16 protein-coding genes are annotated in these 18,643 nt (G+C 61.1%); 6 read left to right on the top strand and 10 right to left on the bottom strand.

Annotation, left to right across the window (positions count from 1 at the left end; translation table 11 throughout):
* The 4 genes from ACRVY7_RS07910 to ACRVY7_RS07895 all read left to right on the top strand — a co-directional run bounded on the left by ACRVY7_RS07910 (nucleotide 1) and on the right by ACRVY7_RS07895 (nucleotide 4,521).
* A complete protein-coding gene (locus ACRVY7_RS07910) occupies nucleotides 1–1,281 on the top strand; it encodes a YveK family protein (RefSeq protein ID WP_431816647.1) in 1,281 nt (426 codons plus the stop codon).
* A 99-nt stretch (nucleotides 1,282–1,380) separates the two neighbouring features.
* The gene (locus tag ACRVY7_RS07905; RefSeq protein WP_431816646.1) at nucleotides 1,381–2,802 is read left to right on the top strand and encodes an MATE family efflux transporter; all 1,422 of its coding nucleotides are present in this window, start codon (nucleotides 1,381–1,383) and stop codon (nucleotides 2,800–2,802) included.
* A complete protein-coding gene (locus tag ACRVY7_RS07900) occupies nucleotides 2,750–3,391 on the top strand; it encodes an acyltransferase (RefSeq protein WP_431816645.1) in 642 nt (213 codons plus the stop codon). Before ACRVY7_RS07905 ends, ACRVY7_RS07900 begins: the two co-directional genes overlap by 53 nt.
* A 5-nt stretch (nucleotides 3,392–3,396) precedes the next feature.
* Nucleotides 3,397–4,521: a glycosyltransferase gene (locus ACRVY7_RS07895; RefSeq protein WP_431816644.1), complete on the top strand. Its 1,125-nt coding sequence runs from the start codon at nucleotides 3,397–3,399 to the stop codon at nucleotides 4,519–4,521.
* A gap of 7 nt (nucleotides 4,522–4,528) precedes the next feature.
* Here ACRVY7_RS07895 and ACRVY7_RS07890 read toward each other — a convergent pair whose 3' ends face one another.
* The 9 genes from ACRVY7_RS07890 to ACRVY7_RS07850 form a co-directional block, all read right to left on the bottom strand.
* Complete coding sequence (locus ACRVY7_RS07890) at nucleotides 4,529–6,019, bottom strand: glycoside hydrolase family 71 protein (RefSeq protein ID WP_431816643.1); 1,491 nt, start codon at nucleotides 6,017–6,019, stop codon at nucleotides 4,529–4,531.
* Nucleotides 6,020–6,301: 282 nt separating this feature from the next.
* Nucleotides 6,302–6,688, bottom strand: coding sequence for a DUF5313 family protein (locus ACRVY7_RS07885; RefSeq protein WP_431816642.1), 387 nt, complete (start codon nucleotides 6,686–6,688; stop codon nucleotides 6,302–6,304).
* A 125-nt stretch (nucleotides 6,689–6,813) separates the two neighbouring features.
* Nucleotides 6,814–7,470, bottom strand: a complete 657-nt coding sequence (locus tag ACRVY7_RS07880; RefSeq protein WP_431816641.1) for a hypothetical protein — start codon at nucleotides 7,468–7,470, stop codon at nucleotides 6,814–6,816.
* 533 nt (nucleotides 7,471–8,003) lie between these two features.
* Nucleotides 8,004–9,362: an HNH endonuclease gene (locus ACRVY7_RS07875; RefSeq protein ID WP_431816640.1), complete on the bottom strand. Its 1,359-nt coding sequence runs from the start codon at nucleotides 9,360–9,362 to the stop codon at nucleotides 8,004–8,006.
* Between the two features lie 169 nt (nucleotides 9,363–9,531).
* Complete coding sequence (locus ACRVY7_RS07870) at nucleotides 9,532–10,506, bottom strand: isopenicillin N synthase family dioxygenase (protein ID WP_431816639.1); 975 nt, start codon at nucleotides 10,504–10,506, stop codon at nucleotides 9,532–9,534.
* The gene (locus ACRVY7_RS07865; RefSeq protein WP_431816638.1) at nucleotides 10,503–11,240 is read right to left on the bottom strand and encodes an aspartate/glutamate racemase family protein; all 738 of its coding nucleotides are present in this window, start codon (nucleotides 11,238–11,240) and stop codon (nucleotides 10,503–10,505) included. The genes ACRVY7_RS07870 and ACRVY7_RS07865 overlap by 4 nt, the downstream gene beginning before the upstream one ends.
* Nucleotides 11,237–12,745 carry an NCS1 family nucleobase:cation symporter-1 gene (locus ACRVY7_RS07860; protein ID WP_431816637.1) on the bottom strand — a complete coding sequence of 503 codons (1,509 nt, stop codon included), beginning with the start codon at nucleotides 12,743–12,745 and terminating at the stop codon, nucleotides 11,237–11,239. The genes ACRVY7_RS07865 and ACRVY7_RS07860 overlap by 4 nt, the downstream gene beginning before the upstream one ends.
* A 383-nt stretch (nucleotides 12,746–13,128) precedes the next feature.
* Complete coding sequence (locus ACRVY7_RS07855; RefSeq protein WP_431816636.1) at nucleotides 13,129–13,647, bottom strand: thymidine kinase; 519 nt, start codon at nucleotides 13,645–13,647, stop codon at nucleotides 13,129–13,131.
* Between the two features lie 875 nt (nucleotides 13,648–14,522).
* A complete protein-coding gene (locus tag ACRVY7_RS07850) occupies nucleotides 14,523–15,563 on the bottom strand; it encodes an acyltransferase family protein (protein ID WP_431816635.1) in 1,041 nt (346 codons plus the stop codon).
* Between the two features lie 473 nt (nucleotides 15,564–16,036).
* Between ACRVY7_RS07850 and ACRVY7_RS07845 the strand changes: the two genes are divergently transcribed.
* The gene (locus ACRVY7_RS07845) at nucleotides 16,037–16,165 is read left to right on the top strand and encodes a hypothetical protein (RefSeq protein ID WP_431816634.1); all 129 of its coding nucleotides are present in this window, start codon (nucleotides 16,037–16,039) and stop codon (nucleotides 16,163–16,165) included.
* A 10-nt stretch (nucleotides 16,166–16,175) separates the two neighbouring features.
* Here the strand turns inward: ACRVY7_RS07845 and ACRVY7_RS07840 are convergent, their stop codons facing one another.
* Entirely contained in the window at nucleotides 16,176–16,826 is a 651-nt protein-coding gene (locus tag ACRVY7_RS07840) for a TetR/AcrR family transcriptional regulator (RefSeq protein ID WP_431816633.1), read from the bottom strand.
* A gap of 748 nt (nucleotides 16,827–17,574) precedes the next feature.
* Here ACRVY7_RS07840 and ACRVY7_RS07835 point away from each other — a divergent pair.
* Entirely contained in the window at nucleotides 17,575–17,706 is a 132-nt protein-coding gene (locus ACRVY7_RS07835) for a hypothetical protein (RefSeq protein ID WP_431816632.1), read from the top strand.
* Nucleotides 17,707–18,643 lie beyond the last annotated feature (937 nt).

The raw sequence follows: 18,643 nt of genomic DNA, 5'->3' as shown, positions 1-18,643 counted from the left end.
ATGGAATTGATCAAACTCACCTGGTACGTGATCCGTCGGCGGTGGCCGGTCATCCTGATCGTGCTGGTTGTTGCCCTGACTGGTGGAGCGCTGTACAACGCAACCCAAAAGAGCGAGTACACGGCGTCGACATCGCTGTTCCTGCGAGCGCCGGATGTGAAGACGTCGACGAGCGCTTATCAGGGCGACCTGTTCTCACGTCAGCGCGCGCAGACATACATGAACATCATTACGAGCGACGAGCTGGCGCAGTCTGTCATCGACAAACTCGGCTTGTCCATGAGTCCATCAGAACTCGAGTCTCGTGTCAGCGCGTCGACGGTCAAAGAAACAGTCATCATCGTGTTGTCGGCCAAGGACTCCGATCCGCAGGAAGCGGCGAATATCGCCAACGGATACGCGTCTGTCTTTGCGTCCTACGTCGCCAAGGTCGAGAACGTACAGAACGACCCAAGTGTCCCGCCGCTCGTGACAGTGATCAACGCGGCGAGTGCTGACACCGCGGTGCGCGGTGGCTATTCGCTGACGATGACGCTTCTCGTCGCGCTCATTGTCGCACTGGTTGTTTCGGCTTTGATCATCTGGTTCCTCGAGTACTTTGACACCAAACCCAGGACGCGTCGTGACATCGAAGAGGCGGCGGGGGCACCGGTAATCGCCACATTCGGCAGCGACATAGACGATCCGGGCGTTCCGAGCGGTTCGCTTACTCCAGCGCTTGCAGAGGAGGCGCAACGAGCAGGCGTCGCGGTGAGACAACGACTGCAGCAGGTCGCGCGATCAGACGACGCCGGCTATGAGGACGACGTCGACGACACCGATGGTGCTGCTTTCGCGCTCGTCGGAGATCGAGCGGGTGTCGGAGCTGTTCAGGCGGGATACGCGATGGCTGAGGGGATCGCCGCGAGTGGAGCGAGCGTGTCGCTGCTGACACTCGGCGCGTATGTGGCTGATGTACCAGCAGATTCAGGGTCGTCGGTCACGCTTCTTTCGCTGCCGACCGCGTTCAGCGACGAGGCAACGATCCGAGAGTCGCTCGAGCAGCTGCGTTCGAAGACCGACTACGTCGTCGTGGCGTCCTCATCTGCGGTTACTTCAGTGGAGTCGGAAGTGGCCCTCTCGTTGTCGGATGCGTTCGTGCTGTGCGTGGCACCGGGGCAGTCGACGTCGGTCGGTATCCGCGAGGCCGTGCGAGTCAGCGACGGAATACACAAGCCGATGCTCGGTGTGGTCGTCACTCATGCCGTACAAACACCGACGGTCAGCGGTGTTTACGTTTGAAGGACGTCGGCGAAGACTGCGTCGGGGACGGCTGCAGCACCCGAGCCGACGCCACCTGATGAGTCCGCCGTGCTGAGCAAGATTCGCTCCGCCAGCGGATTGCTCGACCAGATCTTTTCCAGTGCGAGCAATGGGCTGATTCTCTTCGCCCTCGCTGTTGTCGCTGCGCCCAATGACTTCGGACGAATTGCGTTGCTGTTCACGCTCCTTGCGGCGACGATCGGAGTGTTGCGGGGTGCGCTGGGCACACCATTGCTACTGGCCGCTGGCTCGGGCAATGCGTCTGTGCTTCGTCACGGAGGCTACTCAGTGGCCGCGGCGGGCATTGCGGGCGTTGCTGTCAGCGTTGCGCTTATCGCAACGGGCGCATTACTTGGCACACTTAACGAATCACTCCTCATGGCCGCAACCGTTCCCGTCGTACTCATGCAGGACACGCTGCGGTATACGGCAATCGGACTCGGACGACCACATCTTGCGGCGATGTGGGATGGGCTGTGGTTCCTAGGGAGCGCCGCGTTCTGGATCATTGCGTGGCTCAACCCTGCAGGATTGTCGCCCAACGGTTTGGTCTTTGGATGGTGTGCGTTGGCGGTGATCGCCTTGATCGGACTCGCTTTTACCCTCGGGACAGGCCCACGGGTGCGAGGACTGTGGAAGTGGTTTTCCGATGATCCCTGGCACCGTGTCCGCTACGGAGTCGATTCTGGATTGGAACAGGTATCGGTGTTCCTCGTACTGGGTCTCGCAGGCCTGTACGTAGGCGAGAATGCCTCAGCCGCATTGCGCGGTTCGGCAGCTGCTTTGGCGCCACTGGCGATCATCGGTAGTGCACTTCCCCTACTGGTGATCCCGGAGACTGCGCGGAACGGACGACCACCTACCGAGACATGGCGCGTCCTGATGAAGGTTGCGGCGCTGACCTCGTCGATTGCGTTGTTGTCCGGAGTGTTGATCCGTGTACTGCCCCAATCGTGGGGCAGGCTCATCCTCGGTGACACCTTTGAGTTGTCTCGTCACATCGTTCTGTTGATCGCCGGCGAATACACCGTCGCAGCTTGGCTTTTTGTGATCGGTGTCTATCTGAAGTCGCAAAACAGGTCGACAGAAGCGCTTCTTACCAAGTCCGTTTTCGTTGCCACGACGTTGCTCGTCACGGCCTGTGCCCTCGCGGTCGATCGATCCGCGCTCAGTGTGGCACTGGGCATGTTGATCGCTAGCACCTTGGTGACGTTGGGCGCCCTCAGTTGGTTCGTGCCGTGGCGTGAACCGCGTACTCAGGGGCCACTTGAACCCTCCCATCGCACGCTCGGACAGTCATCGCTCGACGAGCATCGTTTGAAAGGAAACACCCATGTCCCAGTTGAAGAAGCTCATAGAGGCGGCAGTTTGGTTGCTGCCGGCGTGCCGTGCCAAGAATCGCATGCTGCGATCGTTTGGCCACCAGATCTCGGCGACAGCCAGCATCATGCCGACCATCGCTATCGGCGTCAAACATGTGACGCTTGGCGAGGGAACTGAGATAGGTCTACTCAACGTCTTTCGGGGCCTCAGACGGATCGAGTTGGAAGATTCCGCTCGAATCGAATCGTGGAATTGGGTGTCAGCGCACCCGATATACCAGCAACTCGACGACAACGCCGGCACCCTGTTTGTGGGTTACGGATCCAAGATCGGCAGCCGCTGCTACATCGACTGCTCGGGGACCGTTATCGTACGGGAGTACGCGGCGCTCGGAGGGCATCGTTGCCTGTTGCAGACTCACGAGCCGGACCTGGCGCACCACCAGCAAACCGTCGGCCGGATCACCATCGGCGACCACTCACTGGTCTCGAGTTGTACTGTGCTGCTGCAAGGCGCTTTCGTACCAGCGCGATCGGTCGTAGGAGCGCACAGCACCGTACTCGCCGGATACGACGACGAGTCGGCGGCCGGACTGTACGTAGGGTCGCCTGCAAAGTGGAAGTGCGCCTCGTCAGGAGGGTGGCATGACCGTGAGTACGTGGACATTACTCAGCACGGCGTCAGGGCCGAGCAGGGGATTCTTTCTGGCGATCGGTCCGCCACACGCCAGAGCCGACAGGCCGACAAAGTTGCAGCGGAAGCATGACGTCGATGCGAATCCTCCATATAGTCACGCTGGTATCGCCCGACGGCGAATACGGGGGCCCGGTACGTGTGGCAGAGAACCTTTCAGGCGAGCTGGTGCGACGCGGCCATGAGGTCACCGTCGTGGCCGGCCGTGCCGCAAACCTCGGCGAGACCGGTCAGTTCGGAACCTCGCGGCTGATCCTGTTCCGGCCGTTGCTAAGTCTTTATAAGCGCAGTCATGTGCTGACGATGTCGTTGAGCGCGATGTGGTGGGCGTGGCGCAGACGAGGTCGATTCGACGTCGTTCACGTGCACCTGGCACGTGATCTGTTCACCGGGCCGGTGGCTTGGCTCGCTGCGGGGAGGAGCTCCCGTGTCGTCGTCCAGTCGCACGGCATGCTGATGCCACGCACGGGCTTGGTATACCGAATCTTTGATTCCTTCACCATCAAACCGGTTATCGCTCAAGCAGATACGGTGCTATACCTCACTGACCGCGAGCGTGGCGAGTTGGAGTCTCAGGTGCCTTCACACGTGCCGTTGCAACGGTTGGAGAACGGCGTGCCGCTTACCGAAGGGGGCAGCGCACGTACCTACGGGGCGGATTCAGAAACGCTGAAGTTTCTGTTTCTGAGTAGGCTGCACGAACGCAAGCGTCCACTCGATTTCGTGCGCGCGGCGGCCGAAGTGAGTCGGTCGGGGGCGACCGACGCGAGCTTCGCATTGGTGGGGCCTGATGGAGGCAGTGCGTCAGAAGTGACCGCAGCCATCGCGGCCGAAGGGCTGGGGGACAGCACAATTCGCTGGGAGGGGCCGATCGAACCCGGTCTGGTGCAGCAGCGGCTGGCGTCGGCAGATGTTTTTGTTCTGCCATCTGTGGCTGAGCCGTTTCCGATGGCTGTTCTGGAAGCGATGTCGGCAGGCTTGCCAGTGATCATCACCAACGAGTGCGGTCTGGCCGGTCTGGTGACGGAGTTCGACGCAGGCATCGTCATCGAGCCTGGCAGCGAGTCGCTGACCCAGGCAATGACGTCGTTGATCGGCGATCCAGATCGTCTCGCTAAGCTCAGTGTGAATGCGTTAGCTGCTGCGCGCAGTCTGTCCGTGGAGGAAATCGGCGGACAGCTGAGCGAAATCTACACGCGCTGAGCTAGTTTCAGCGTAGTCCGCCGCCGGCAACGTACTGGAGGTCTTGTACGTACGGAGTGGCGGTGACGTCGGCAGGGCTGTCGGCCGTAGCGGTGACAGCGTTGTTGCTGAAGATCCATGCAGCCACATGTCCGGTCGCCAGCGGGAAGGTGCACGTGGTCACACCTGCGGGGATTGCGCAGTACTGCTGATTGCCGTTGATGGTCACGCCCGCATACCCGGGTGTTTGAGAGAATGCGGTGACCTCGACCTGATCGACAGCGGGTGTGCTGCCCGCGCGCAGGGTCATGAGCTTCGTTTGCGGGAAGCTTGGCCTCTGTGCGGCGGCCTGAGTTCGGTGGGTGACATAGACGGCGTTACGCAGGATGCTTGGGGTGCTGCCGGACTTGTACTGGGCCACGTAGTAGGCCATCAGGTCGAGGAGGCGGTATCCGTGCTTGACCGACGGTGCGATCTGGGTGCCCTCGGCGTAGTCGTTCCAGGTGATGAGCTCCACCCAGTTGGCGTTCTGTTGTGTTGCGATTTGCCATGATTGGCGCATCGTGGTGCCGTTGACCGCTTCATCGTAGATCCCCTGAGCTGGCCGGTTGTCTTGGAAGGCAACGGTTTGCATCCACTGCTTACCGAGTTGGTGTGCGCGCGTGATGAGGTCGACCGGTGAGCCCCTGCCGACGTTTGTCGTCGGCATGAAGGCGGGGTTGCGACCTCCCCACGCGCTCAGACCGTAGCTGATGGGCGCAAAGGCTTCGAGGTTGGAGTTCGCGTCGAGGAGTATCGGGTAGAAGGCGACGGAGATGCCTCGCTGCGAGAGTAGGGAAAACACCTGCTGCCACCACGCCGGTGTCTTGTTCTCGGCACGGTATGCGCTGAGAACCAACCTGCCGTCATCGAGCCTGGTGGCCGCAACGCTCGACGCGTACGTGGCTATGTCGTCGACAAAGCTGGCCATCGATTGACTGGCGACTGGGCCGTCCATGTCCATGGTCAGCAGGATTGAGAAGCCGAATCTGGTCGACGCGACCGCAAGCATGTCGTTGACGATTGTCGACGCTGATCGTGGCTGGATCACGTCGACCGCGAATCCGTTGATGCCTACGCTACGGGCCTGATCGACCTCGGTACCGAAGTTCTTGTTCTTCCAGTCGGCCGCGTTGGACGGCGTTACCGGCAACGGACGGTCGCGGAGGTAGCCCCCGTATGCGGCGTGGACACCGTTCTCGCCGGTCGGCGTGAGGTACTGCGTGGTGTAGTAGTCGCTGTCGGACGGCTTGTTGTCGAACGAGAGGGGAAAGTGCGGCATGTAGTGGGCGAAGACCTTGCGGCCTGCGGTGCTCCAGGACGGGACGTCGAAAGGCAAGTAGGTGGTGCTTGCAGTGGTACGAACTCGGTTGGTGCTTATCGTGGCTGCCACTCCTGCGACGAGTGCCGCAACGATGAAGGTGCTGATCGCGATGCCGACCAAGGTTCGTCGTCGACTCCTGCGGTGATGCGGGGTCATGCCTGCTCCGTTCACGATCCCCCCATGGGACTTTGCCGTCATCACCAGCGATGACACTATCCAATAATCGACTACGACGGAGACTGAGATACGGAGGCGCGCACGGCGATCCGCAGGATATGGCGAGCGTCAGCTTTGTTTGCCAGGTTTGCGTTGTTCTGCGCCCCTCCCAATGGCATTGGAGTTCGGCGACAGTGGGAACTGGCGACAGCGAGTCTGCCTATCAGAGACTTGGCTATAGAGGTTCGGCGCCAGGCAGTTTGCCGACGGCGGCGACTGGCTCTACGCGCGGCCGCGGTACTTCCGGTGGTACTCGTCGTACAGGTCGGCGTTGCGAACTCGCTCGTTGTGCTTGACCAGATCGGGATTCAATCCATGCTGCTCGAGTCGATGCCTGCGGTAGATGACGTTCAGGGCGATCGAGAAGAAGATGTACGCGATGGGGATCGGCGAGAACATGATGAACCGGACGCCCCAGTCAGCAGGAACGAAGAGCATCGGCAGCATCAGGATGATGCAGGGAATTGCCCAGCGGACGACCATACGCAGCGGGGCGCCCTTGCCTGCCAGGTCGTTGGCGACCCAGGCACGCATGGAGTCCGGTAACACTGCGCCATAGCAATAGCGGACGTACTGCCAGCCCCTTGGTCGAGCCGCGGTGTCTGCCATGGTTTGCGCCCTTCTCGAAATTCAATCGCGTGCTACTGAATTCTACGCGAACGCCCATACCGGACGTCGGCGAGGTGCTGTGATGTGTGTCCACCTCGCGCCTGAGCTCGGTGCGTCAGTACTGACTACGCCGGCACGTCGTCGCTCCGCTTCGCCTTACTGTCTGCGCTGCTGTTATCGCCGGACGACTGTGCGCGCTGGAGACCCTTCTCGAGACCCTTCTCGACGCCCTTTTCCATCGCGGCACTGAGTGAAGCTCCCATGCTCTGCGCCAGCACAGACCACGGCGTCTTGCCGATCTCCTCTGGCTTTATGTCGAGGAACGACGAATCGCCGCCGATGTTCCATTGGAACGCGTCGCGGAGGTCGTCGAGTTTCATCTCGTTCTCAGTGGCATTGAGGTAGACATACATCCTTCCGAAGCGCAGGGCGTGGCGTCGTCCGAGGAGGGTGACGCTCTCATGGAGGAACGATCGCGCAAGCGAGACGAAGTACTTGACGCCGACCAGCACGATTGCGCCGAGCGATATTGCGCTGACCACGCGCAGCAAGAGGACGTTCACGTTCAGGGCGTGGTCGTAGGGGATGTCGCTCGCATGCTGCGCTATGAACAGGCTGAGGATCATCAGGGCGGCGACCGCACCCGCTGATGTGGCGATTCCCGCGAAAACCATGTTTCGGGCGCGACGCGTGAGCGCGTCCTGGGCTTTCTCAACGAACAGATCTACCGCGGCAAGCCGGAACACTGTCTGCGCCGGTGGCGCAGCATCGTTGGGAAACAAGTGCCACGATCTTGCCTCGAGACTCCTCGAGGACCTTGTTTCGAAGACCTATCTGGAGGGCGAGAGTGTCGAATTCGCGCTCGATTCTTCTGCGCTTGTAACTCGACCAGCTCAACGCGGTGCGAACCCTGCCGCAACGTGTGACTTTGGCCTGACTCTCGGTCACTCCACACTCCATTCGTGCTGTTTGATCTCGGAGACCATCGCACGCGAAAGTCGTTGCCGCACAATTCGTCGCGCCGTTTTCGTACGATCGGGCGACAAGTTGAAGAGTTTGTGCAACCGCGTCCACGCTCGGCCTCGTGGGGCAGCCAGCCGCGTGTCGGAAGGCTGCCCCGCGTGTTGTCGCGCAGAGGTATGGAGTTCTCAAGGTTCGTGCGCGGTCCCTCGATGTGGGTGCGCAGGGGCGTGGTCTCGGGTACGGAGGTGTGTCGTCTCGACGGGCGGTGTCGGGTCAGTGGTGGTGGCGGTGGGTCAGCAGAGCCGGATCGTGCTGGGTTGGATGACGCCGAGCTCGCTCATGTCCGGCTCGGTCATGCCGCGGCGGGCAGGTTGTCGAGGTTCATGGTGCGTCGGTGATAGGACATGATCGGTTGGCGTTGGGGGTCGACGGTGGTCGGTGGAATGAGCCAGGGGTGGCGGTCGTGGCCCATGACCACGTCCCAGCCGCGGTGGTGCACGTCGTCGTGGCATGAACTGCACAGCAGGCAGCCGTTGTCGAGGTCGGTGTCGCCGCCGTCGGCCCAATGCGTGATGTGGTGAGCGCGAGTCCATGAGGCGGGCGCCCCGCATTTGATGCAGCAGTGGTCGCGCTTCTTCAGCGCTCGGCGTTGGGCGCGCGTGAAGAGGCGTTTGGTGCGCCCGACTGCCAGCGGGACTTCTTCGCCGTCGGTGATCATGACGGTGACGTCGGCGTCGCAGGCGAGGCGTCGGGCGGTGGCTTCGGTGACTGCACCCATGAACGGCAGCGTCGACAGTTCGGGAGTGGCAGCGGGGATGGTCAACCCGAGTTGAGTAGGAGCGGCCAGTCCGGCGAACGGTTGACTGATCACGTTGTCGCCGTAGATGTTCGACGATGCGTCGGTGGCCGCGCCGTTAGCGGCGAGGTCGAGGATGATCTCGAGCGCGTCGGCGCAACGACGTTCGGGACCGCGCGGGTCGTGCGAACCGTCGGGTTGCGGTTGCGGCGCCGAGAACTTGTCGATAGCAGTCATCAGCTTCTCGGCGACGATGGCGTCGAGGTCGGCTTTGACGCGGAGTCGGCCGTCGACTTTGGCGGTGGTCACCGAGTTGATGCAACGGTCTTCGGCGGGTGGCAGACCGCCGGTGTCGTCGGATCGAATATTGCCGACTGTGCGGGCGTATTCGAAGATGTCGGCTGGCGTTGTTGTCGAGAATGCTTGAGCGGCAAGCGAAGATGCGAACTGTCGTCGTTCGTCGCTATCGATAGGAGTGGCGCTGCGTTGCTCGATGTGGGCTAGTCCGCGCACTATGGCGTCGACATGTGCCGACGAGAACGCGCCGTCTGCGGAGAATCCGTCGACCGTGCCGAGGCTGCCGAGAGCGCGACCAATGCGCACCCACCGATGTGCGTCGGCGGGTGCCACTCCGAGTTCGCCCAATAGTTCAGTCATCTTGCGGCCCTGACGTTTATCGACGCCGAGCCTACATAGCGTGGCCGAATGTGCGGCGAGCTGGTGCTCGGTGACGTTGCGCAATTCGACCAACGCGCGGATGGTCTCGCAGGCGAGGGCGGCGTCGTCGTGGTCGGCGCTCACGGCATCGCGAACCACGGCGATAGCGTCGCGCAGCGCGGCGGAAACAGAGTGGGTGGAATCGGGGTCGGCAAGAACGGGCGCGGTAAAAATGGCGATCGGCGACGAATCGGACATGGCTCCAAAGTACACGAACGGGAGTTCGAGTCAAGGGTTATTTTCGCTGGTAGAAGGCCTGTGGATAACTCGTGTTTAGGCGGCAAAATTGTCGGTGGCGAGTGGTAGAGGCGACCAATTAGGTGCCGGGGCCGTGGCGCCCGAGTGCACGGACGCCACGGCCAGGTGATCACACGTCGAAGCTCACGTCTGTCTTTCCGGAGACGTTCATTCCTGCGGTGATGGTCGCGTACCGTGACGCCCCTCCTGGTTCACGACATGTGGGCAAGGTTTCGATCGCCGCGTCGTAGTTGGGTTGGCAGAAGAACGGAAACGAGATCCGACGACTCGCTGCGCCACCGATCGTCGGATTCTGCACACGATGCAGCGTCGAGATCCATCGGTCGTTGGTCCATCGGGCCATGAGGTCGCCGATGTTCACGACGAAGGAGCCGGGGATCGGGTCGATGGGGCACCACGCGTCGTCGAGGAAGACCTCAAGTCCGCCAACGGCATCCGACTGGTACAGCAGAGTGAGACTCCCGTAATCGGTGTGCTCGCCGACTCTGATCTGGCCGGGTTCAGGCTCGCAAGTCAGTGGTGGGTAGTGGTTGGCGAACAGGTTGCTGATCGGGCGGTCGACCAAGGCGTCGAACCAATGCTTGTCCAGTCCCAGTGCGGTGGCGAAGAGTTGCATGAGTTCGAATGCGAGAGAATCCATCTGGCGGTAGTACGCCTCCCAGATTCGACGGAAGCCGCTGGGCGTCGATGGCCATAGATTGGGCGCGAAGTAGCCGAGATCTTGCGCGCGTTGAAACCACGGATCGTCGGGAACATGGGGTGAACCGATGGAGAAGAGTTCGACGAGGTCGGCCGGTGTTTGGATTCCCCGCGTGCGAGCGAGCGCACGTTGCTTGGAGGGGATGTACCCCCGGCTGGTGTGTCGGCTGCCGAGTACTTCGAGCTTCTTCTCCTCGGGCATGTCGAAGAATTCCGCTGTTACGGAGTACATCTCGTCGAGCAACGCCTGCGGCACTCCGTGGTTGACGAGGGCGAGAAAGCCGATGTGTTGGTTGGCGTCATCGATTTGTTCTGCTACCGCGAGGTATTCGGACTCCGATGATCGTGCTCGGGCGAGGTCGATGATGGGCACAGTGTTGTTCATGAGTGGTTCTCCTGGGAAGTTATGGGCCAACCGTCACGACGCTTGGTGCGTGGGTGGGCGTAGCTGAGTGAACGGGAAGTGTTGAGGCCGAGCGCAATCAACGATTCGGCCTGCGCAACCGCTGCGGTGACAGAGTCGACGACGGGCACGCCCAGCTTGTCGCTCAGCGCGGCGTCGAGACCGGTCATGCCTGCGCAGCCGAGGACCAGGACCTCCGCGCCCCGATCGACAGCGCGTTGTCCGGCAGCGCACATGGAGTCAAACGCTGCATCGGGTTCGAGTTCTAACTCGAGTACCCCGACATCGGCAGCCTCGACGGACGCGCAGCGCTCCCACAATCCTGCGACGCGCAGACTGTCACGAATCTGGGCACGCGCCCTCGACAGCGTTGTGACGACGCCGAATTGGGGGCCAAGAAACAAGGCGAAGGTTGCTGCGGCCTCTGTGACGTCGACGACGGGAACGTCGAGCATCTCGCGAGCTCCCTCACGGCCGTGTTCGCCGAATCCGGCCATGACGACGGCTGCGGTTTCCGCGGGGACGCTGTGCAGTCGGTCGAGCACGGCCGCGGCCGTGATGAAGCTGTCGTAGTAGCCCTCGGCCGAATCGGGACCCCACGTGGGGTTGAGTGCCAGAATCTGCGTGCCCGGTCGGGCATGCGATTGCGCCTGAATGCCCATCCTCGAGGTCATCGCCGCTGACGTGTTGCAGTTCATCACTACGATGAGGCTCATGCCGCCACCTGCTTCGGTGCGCGCTGACGCCACGACAAGGCAAGGTGCACAACGGCTGCCAGCGCCGCTCCGATCACCCATGAAAATGGCGCCCACGCGCTGAAGTAGGGGACGAGCGCGAGGATTGCCGCCGGAATGGTAGCGGCTGTGACCGCGACCAGCGCCCGCGGATTGAATCCGCGTAGGAAGTGGTACTTGCCGGTCGGAGCATCGTCGTAGAGGGCGTCGACATCGACATGGCCTCGTTTGATGATCCAGTAGTCGGTCATCAACACACCGAACAGTGGTCCGAGGAAGGCGCCGAGACCGCCGACGAAGTACGCGATCGAGTCGGGATTGTTGTAGAGATGCCACGGTAGCGGCAACACCGACAACACAGCAGCCAGCACGCCACCTCGAAAGAAGTTGATTCGACGCGGTGCCAGATTCGCGAAATCGTAAGCGCACGAGATGAAGTCGGCGACGATATTGATGCCGATCGTCGCCACCACGAACACCATGGCGCCGATGAGTATCGCCGTGGTGCTGTCCGTGCGCTGGATCAGTGCCACGGGATCTGTGATGGCCTCGCCGAACACGGTGATGCTTGCGGAAGTGACCGTCACCGACACGATGGCGAACAGGATGAAGTTGACCGGAAGCCCGAAGAAGTTGCCGCGCACTACTGTTCGCTTATCTGGAGTCAAGCGCCCGAAGTCGGCGAAGTTGACAAGGAAGGTTGCGAAGAACGAGACAGTCAGGGCGATAGCGGCGATCATGCTGTACGTGAGACCCCATCCCGAAGCTTGGTGAGGTGACAGATTGAACGAGATGTTTCCTCCCGCCTTGATGATCATCCAGATCATCAACACGAACATCACGATCCAGACTGCGGGGCCTGCCCAATCCTGGAACTTTCGAATGGCTTCCATTCCGCGTCGGACGACGGCGAGTTGGATGATCCACATCAGCGCGAAGCACAACCACCCCAACGCGCTGAGGCCGAGGAACGACGGCTTCGTCATCGGTTCAAATGTGTTGTAGCTCAATTGCAGTAGCGCGATCTGCAGCCCCGTCGACCCGAGGTAGGTGAGGATTCCGTAGTAGATGACGGCGATCGTTGCCCGGATCATCGCGGGAACGTTGGCGCCCCAGACGCCGAAGCTTGATCGCGCGAGTACGGGGAATGGAACCCCCGTGCGTTGGCCCGCGAGGCCGCTGAGGTTCATCAATCCCCAGATGATGACGACGCTTACCGCCAACGCGATGAAGACCTGTATGCCGTTGAGCCCCATGAAGAACAGCGACGCAGCGAAGGTGTAGACGGTGATCGAGTGGATGTCTTGCATCCACATGGCGAAGATGTCGTAGACGCGCCACGTCCTGTGCGTGACTGGAGCGAGATCAGCGTTGTAGAGCCGAGGCGAGAAACTAGCTGTAGCCGTGTCGATTTCGGCGGTGCTGTGCGCCGACGGCGGCGCGGTCTCGTCGGGGGTCGATGGGTGAATAGATGGAATGATAGACATGGTTTCTCCATGGCAGATGAGCAAGGGTGTGCGTCAGCCTCTCGGGGGATGCACACAGGAATCCGACGCCCCTGATGAGAAGCGGGCTCGGCGAGGAGGTCGGCAATCGCGCCGACCGACGAAGTGGTAATTCAGCGCGGAGACAGCCTTCTCGACGCGCAGCAGAAAGTTATGGCCGGACTCGACCGAGGTTCACTGACAGCATTGCAAGCGCAGGACGCTGGAAAGCGGTTGCGCGCAGGCAGTCCTCAACGGTGAACGTGATACCACGAACCGTCATGAGAACCTCCGAGCTGAATCAGTGAACGCCTTTGAAAGTAGACGGCGGGCGCTACGAGCCTGTTTCGCTATGTGTCGAGAGCGTGAACTTGCACGCGGCGTCGCTACAGGACACACGGGATGCGTGCCCAGAGCCGCGCTCGACTCACCTCGCGCCCTGCCACGAAATGCCGCCGGCACAGCGCTCGGTACTGCATCGGTCCGTCGGCAGTATCACCGACGGCGACCACGTCTCCGGTCCGCACCATCACGCCGTCGACGATGCGTGCGTTCATGAATGCTGTTCGGCCACACCAACACAGCACGACGGCCTGCAGCCGGTGCATCTCGTCTGCCACCTCAACGAGGCGAGCAGCACCGTCGAACAGCTTTGATCTGAAGTCGGTGAGGAGTCCGTAGGCGAAGACGTCGAGACCGCTCTCGTCGACGATGCGCGCGAGATGATCGACCTGCGTGACGCTCATGAACTGCGCCTCGTCGCAGACGACGTAGTCGATTCGCGAACTGGGGAAGCCCTCGACGAGCGCAAAGACGTCTGTGTCGTCGTCGATCAGCACAGCGTCGGCGACAAGTCCGATCCGGCTAGTCACCAGCGACTGGCCCGAGCGGTCGCGGTTGGTCATCAGCACACCGACTCGGCCCTGCTGGCCGTGATTGAAGTGCGTCTGCAGCGCGAGCGTCGCTTAACCCGCGCCCATCGGTCCGTAGTAGAAGACGAGACGACCGGCTCAACCATTGCGCAACCTCCAGACGACTGTTGCATGATGCTGCACGCGCGGGCCGACCGCACCGCGCAGGAGCGAAGCGAGGTCAACGTGGGGCGTTCACCCGAACAGACGAAAAGGGAGTTCAGGCCCATAGCGTGCTGGCTCAGCGGGTAGCCTTTCGACGTCTCGTGGCGCACCATGGGCAGCCCATATACGCTGGTCAGGGGCACGCTCACGGTAAACTCAATTCAGTGATCAGACTTTGCATCCCGTAGGGCACAGGCGCAACGCCATGGTGTTGAGTGGTAGTGGGTGATTCGGCGAGAGCGACAGCCTGTCACAGGAGATCAATCTATCCCTGATCCAGCCGTCGTCGGGACCGCTGGCACCATGAGCTGGCCGGGTGAATCGTGTGGTCGATCTGCCAACCCGCCGTGAAGGTCACCTGATTCCCTGATAGGCCACATCCGATTGACGCGCATGACCAACGGCACCTGGTGCGGGTATCACCTGAACCCGGTCGAGCCGATCGGATCGTCTTGGTCGATGTTCCTGGAGTCGGGCAAGTTCGACGCACAAGGCGGGACCGTCGAGAACACCTGGGTGTTCCCAAATAGTCGGAGGCCATGGGGCTCGCTTTGAGGTCAAGAACATCGCGACTGCGAATCTGGATCTCATCCGACAGGGCACCGACATGATCCGCGACACGTCGGGATTGGCTAGGTTTGATAGTTCCTCCCAACGGTGCGGCGGTATGACACAGGGCACGTTCGTATGCCATGAGCCAGCAGCTAACTCGGCGATGCCTTCTCGCCCAGCATGACTCGCCCCACCCGGGCTTTCCGGAGCACAATCACGCCGAGGATAGACAGGAAGATGCCGGCCACCCCGAGCGTGAAGAACTGAAACCCGTCAGATGTGATGCCCGCCTTGCTTAGGAATGCCCGGGTGCCGCCGATCGCGAACGAGTGCAGAAGGAAGATGCCCGAGGAATAGACACCGATCCACGCCAGCGCTCTGCTCTGCCATCGAAATGCAAGGAACAGTACTGGGAAAAGTATGCCGATCGCGATACCGCCGAGGTCGCTGCGAGAATCGGCATAGTCGAGAACGCCGAACACGCCGAATTGGGTGTAGGCGATCAATGCGGCGAACACCACGCTGAGTGCGGCCAGCGGCGCAGGTCGCAGGGAGTCGAACTGGAATCGTGCAGTCGCGAGACCGGCCAGGAAGAACACCGACAGAGTAAGCGCGTTCTGGGCTTGTAGGACTGTCGGTGCGTCTGGGAGTAGCACATTCACGACAATCAGGCCCGCGATCGCTGCGAGTGTCGCCTCGGGACGGCTGAGCAGTTTGAAGCTGTCGAGGAGGGCGACGACCGCGAAGATCCAGAACGTTGACAATAGGAACCAGTACGGCGAGATGGAGTAGAGCAACCACGTCGCGACGTTGCCCTCAGGTGGGTTATTCGCTCCCGGTAGGTACGTTTGCACTACGCCGATAAGCGGCACGAAAACAAGGTATGGGATGAGCAGTCGACGCACTTTTTTGCCCATGAATTCGGGGTAGGCGCCGAGTGAGTCGAGTGGTCGCCACGCGTACACTAGGCCGGCTAGGAAACTGAACAGCGGCATCCGGAGGTACACCGCGGAATCGACGAACCAGCGGAACGCACTATCGTCATCGACCTGAATACCCGACTGCGCGTCGTGGCCGATGACGTGCGTGCAGACCAGAAGAATGCAAGCGATACCTCGCAAGGTATCGACGGCTGGATTGCGCGCGACCGGCGCTGGCTTGACGCCTTCGGAAACTGAGGACGGCTTTCCCATGGAGCCCATGATCAGGCAGATCGCACGTGTTCGCCTCTCGGACGGGACGATTCGTTCGTTCGGACGTGCGTACTAAAGTTCGATCAGCCCTGATCGACCCGGATACTCGCCGCTAACGCGAAGTGCCCTTCTGCGGTAATAGTCGCAGAGTATGTGCGGTAAAACGACCCATCGCGGGTTGGGCCGTAGACGAGCGACATATGCGGGATCCCGTCGTCGACCGTTAGACCTCGGTACGCGAGTACACCGTCGGCGGTCTTCGAGGTCCATCCCGAGCAACGAATGTGGTCAACCGCAGTTGGACCACGAAGCGAGCGGATACACGCGGCAGCTGACAGGAGGAAGATAAGGGCGAGGTGAGCGACCCGCGATGCAGCGGAACTAGTCGCAGGCACATTCCAAGGACTGGTCAACATCATAAATCGCGTGGTCCGAGCCGCCATCTGCGAAGCGTCGCGACGCTAGGAGGACTCGTGCAGAAGTATCCCAACGACGCCGTTCAATACGAAGGAGAACAGCTCTCCGAGGCGGCCGAGTCGCAGACCGTGACGCTGAGCCCGTCCTCCTCACAACAGAACATCAAGGCAGCCTGCTCTGGATGAGCCGCCGGCGTCACGCGTCGTCCGACGCTTCACCCGCATACCGCGCGATGGTCCCGTCGACGAGAGCTGCGATGTGCGTCCGCACGTCGTAGCTCGCCGCGTACGAACTCCACACGGGTAGCACGCGCGCAAGGGCAGGGTACTTCTCTGCGACGGTGCCCGGATCGACCGTCTCCAGCCACGACTTCTTCTCGGCGTACGCGCGGTTGACCTCATGCCACTGAAGCTCGAACCCGATGAGCGACCACACCGCCCGCCATAGGTCGTATGCCTGCTCGTCGTTCAGTCCCATGTCATTGGCGTTGGAGATGAAGGCGTCGATCATCGCGTAGGGCGGCACCCCCGTGCTCGCACCTTGATGAAGGAGCTCGGGTAGCCACGGGATCGCGGCCAGGCCTGCATACGTGTCGTAGAGCTGAGCCAACAGGCGGTCACGCGGGCCGCCCCTAGGCCTGTGCCACTTCACCCTGCTGGTGACCTCGGCAATGACCATCGACAGCAACTCGGCCTTGCTGCTGACGTAGTGGTAAACCGCCATCGGCCGCAGGTCCATCTCCTCAGCGAGCAGCCGCATGTTGAGCGCGTCGGCGCCGTCGCGATCCAGGATGCGGATGGCGGCGTCGACGATGCTTGCTCGGCGTTGCTGCGGTGTGACAGTCACTGAATCAAGATTCACACAAGCCAAGCGGGCACGCCAGTGGCGGTCCGAGGCAGAGCGGCGGCGACATCAGCCGACTGTGGGGTGTGAGCCCATCGCTGTGTGGTGGGAAAAACGTTTGCTGATCACCTTCAAACCCTTGTGCGGGAAGCACAAAGAAAAATCAGAAAATCGAAATCATGCGGATTTCTCTATCTTCCGCGCGGACGTTTCGAACAGCTCGTCTCGTCTAAGCAGGCGTGCGCCGACGATCCACTCGTGCACGTCTGTCCGCAGGTCAGCGCTAGTCATCGGGCTGCGGGTCCGCGTTGACGCGTGAGCTCGCTTAACTTACTCACAGGTATGAATTGCGTGCGGCGTTGACTCAGGTTATGTTTCTCGCATCGATCGCAGCGTAGCGTCGTACGCGTAAGAAAATCTCTTCATCTGATGTTCACAGAACGGTGTTGAATCATGCTTCGGTGTAAACCGGGGGAAGCATGGGGGGTTAGGGGCAGGTCGAGTCAACGGCTTGCCGAACGCTGCGACGGTGCTGTCGATCAGTGTCGTGACGTAGGTGAGAGCGTCGTACCCCGACGTGTACTCACACCAGCGGGGCACCACGCTCACGATCGTCGGGAGGTCACACGTCGCGCCTGGGCTGATCGCTCGGTGCGTGCGTACGTCGACTGGCCAGCGGCGAGTCGCGGTGCACCACTCCAGTGCCGAGCGGGTCAGAAACCGCATCGAATGCGTCTGCTGGAGCGCGCGCATGCTGAACATCTCAATGCAGGCGCGGCCGAGTGTCTCTCTCGATGCGTCGACGATGCTGGCACGACGTGGTGGCTTCTCGCTGGACATCCAAACCACACTTCCCCGCACCGCCCCCGGTTACGCCGTCTAGTAACCGAAGCAATCGATGCCAGTCTGTGAACTTGGTTTCAAATCGTAAACTCCTTGCATTGAAGGACGTACCGAACAGTGTGTAGTCCGACCAGATGAATTACTAGCTAGCGCCTTTTCGTACACGTGCGATTTACATGCACGAACAACTCAAGCAACACGCACGTGTGACGGTCAGGGCGCTCAAAGTGTCAGTGGGATCTGTTGTAGTGCAAACGTGTTCGCACAACGCGGTGACCACAGTCACATCTACGAAACACGCACAACGAGCGAAAGAGACCCCCGAATTGTGTCGCAATTACGAGCATCGTATCTTTCTCGTACGCGTGCGAAACACTCTGAACGTATGCGCTCCACCGTCGGGGTTGGTTCTGTCGTGAGTACCTCACGCGTCAAGAAGGAGAAGGAAGTGTTCCTTCGTTGTGTCGAGAACGACGCACTCCGTAGCAGCCGTCAAGTCAGGCCGATACGTCAAGGTGAACGCGGTTCACTACAGCGCAGTTTGCGGACGCCGCGACGAGCCAACAGCTCCGTGGAGTTGGGGCACGTTGAGCCCCCGGAGTCTAATGTCGTGGACTTGTCAGGAGGACTAACGATGGTGCCCCGACCCATGCGATCAACCGAGCTGCACTGTCCGAATGCTTGGTCGCGGTCGTCTGAGCGAACTAGTACTGGTTCGAAGGTGAAGCCAGGCCGCAACACCTACTCAGCCGAGATCTCGACTGTGCAGCTTCGGCGAGAGCCGTCGAAAGCCAGGGTCTGGGCCCTCTGGTCATTGCAGCCCAAGTACGAGCACATCGGCCGCCAGTCAGAGACGACGCATCCTGGCAGCCCTGGTAAGCCTCCACTTCGATGTGATTCAGATCGAGATAGCGCCTCAAGTCCGCCAACGAGCTCAGGGTTAGCAAACTCCAGAGTCAGCCGGTGGCCTAGCGTTG

This window comes from Gordonia jacobaea, assembly GCF_965344965.1.
GTDB lineage: Bacteria > Actinomycetota > Actinomycetes > Mycobacteriales > Mycobacteriaceae > Gordonia > Gordonia jacobaea.
Note: the sequence above shows the minus strand (reverse complement) of the source record. Positions and strands in the feature narration are given on the sequence as shown.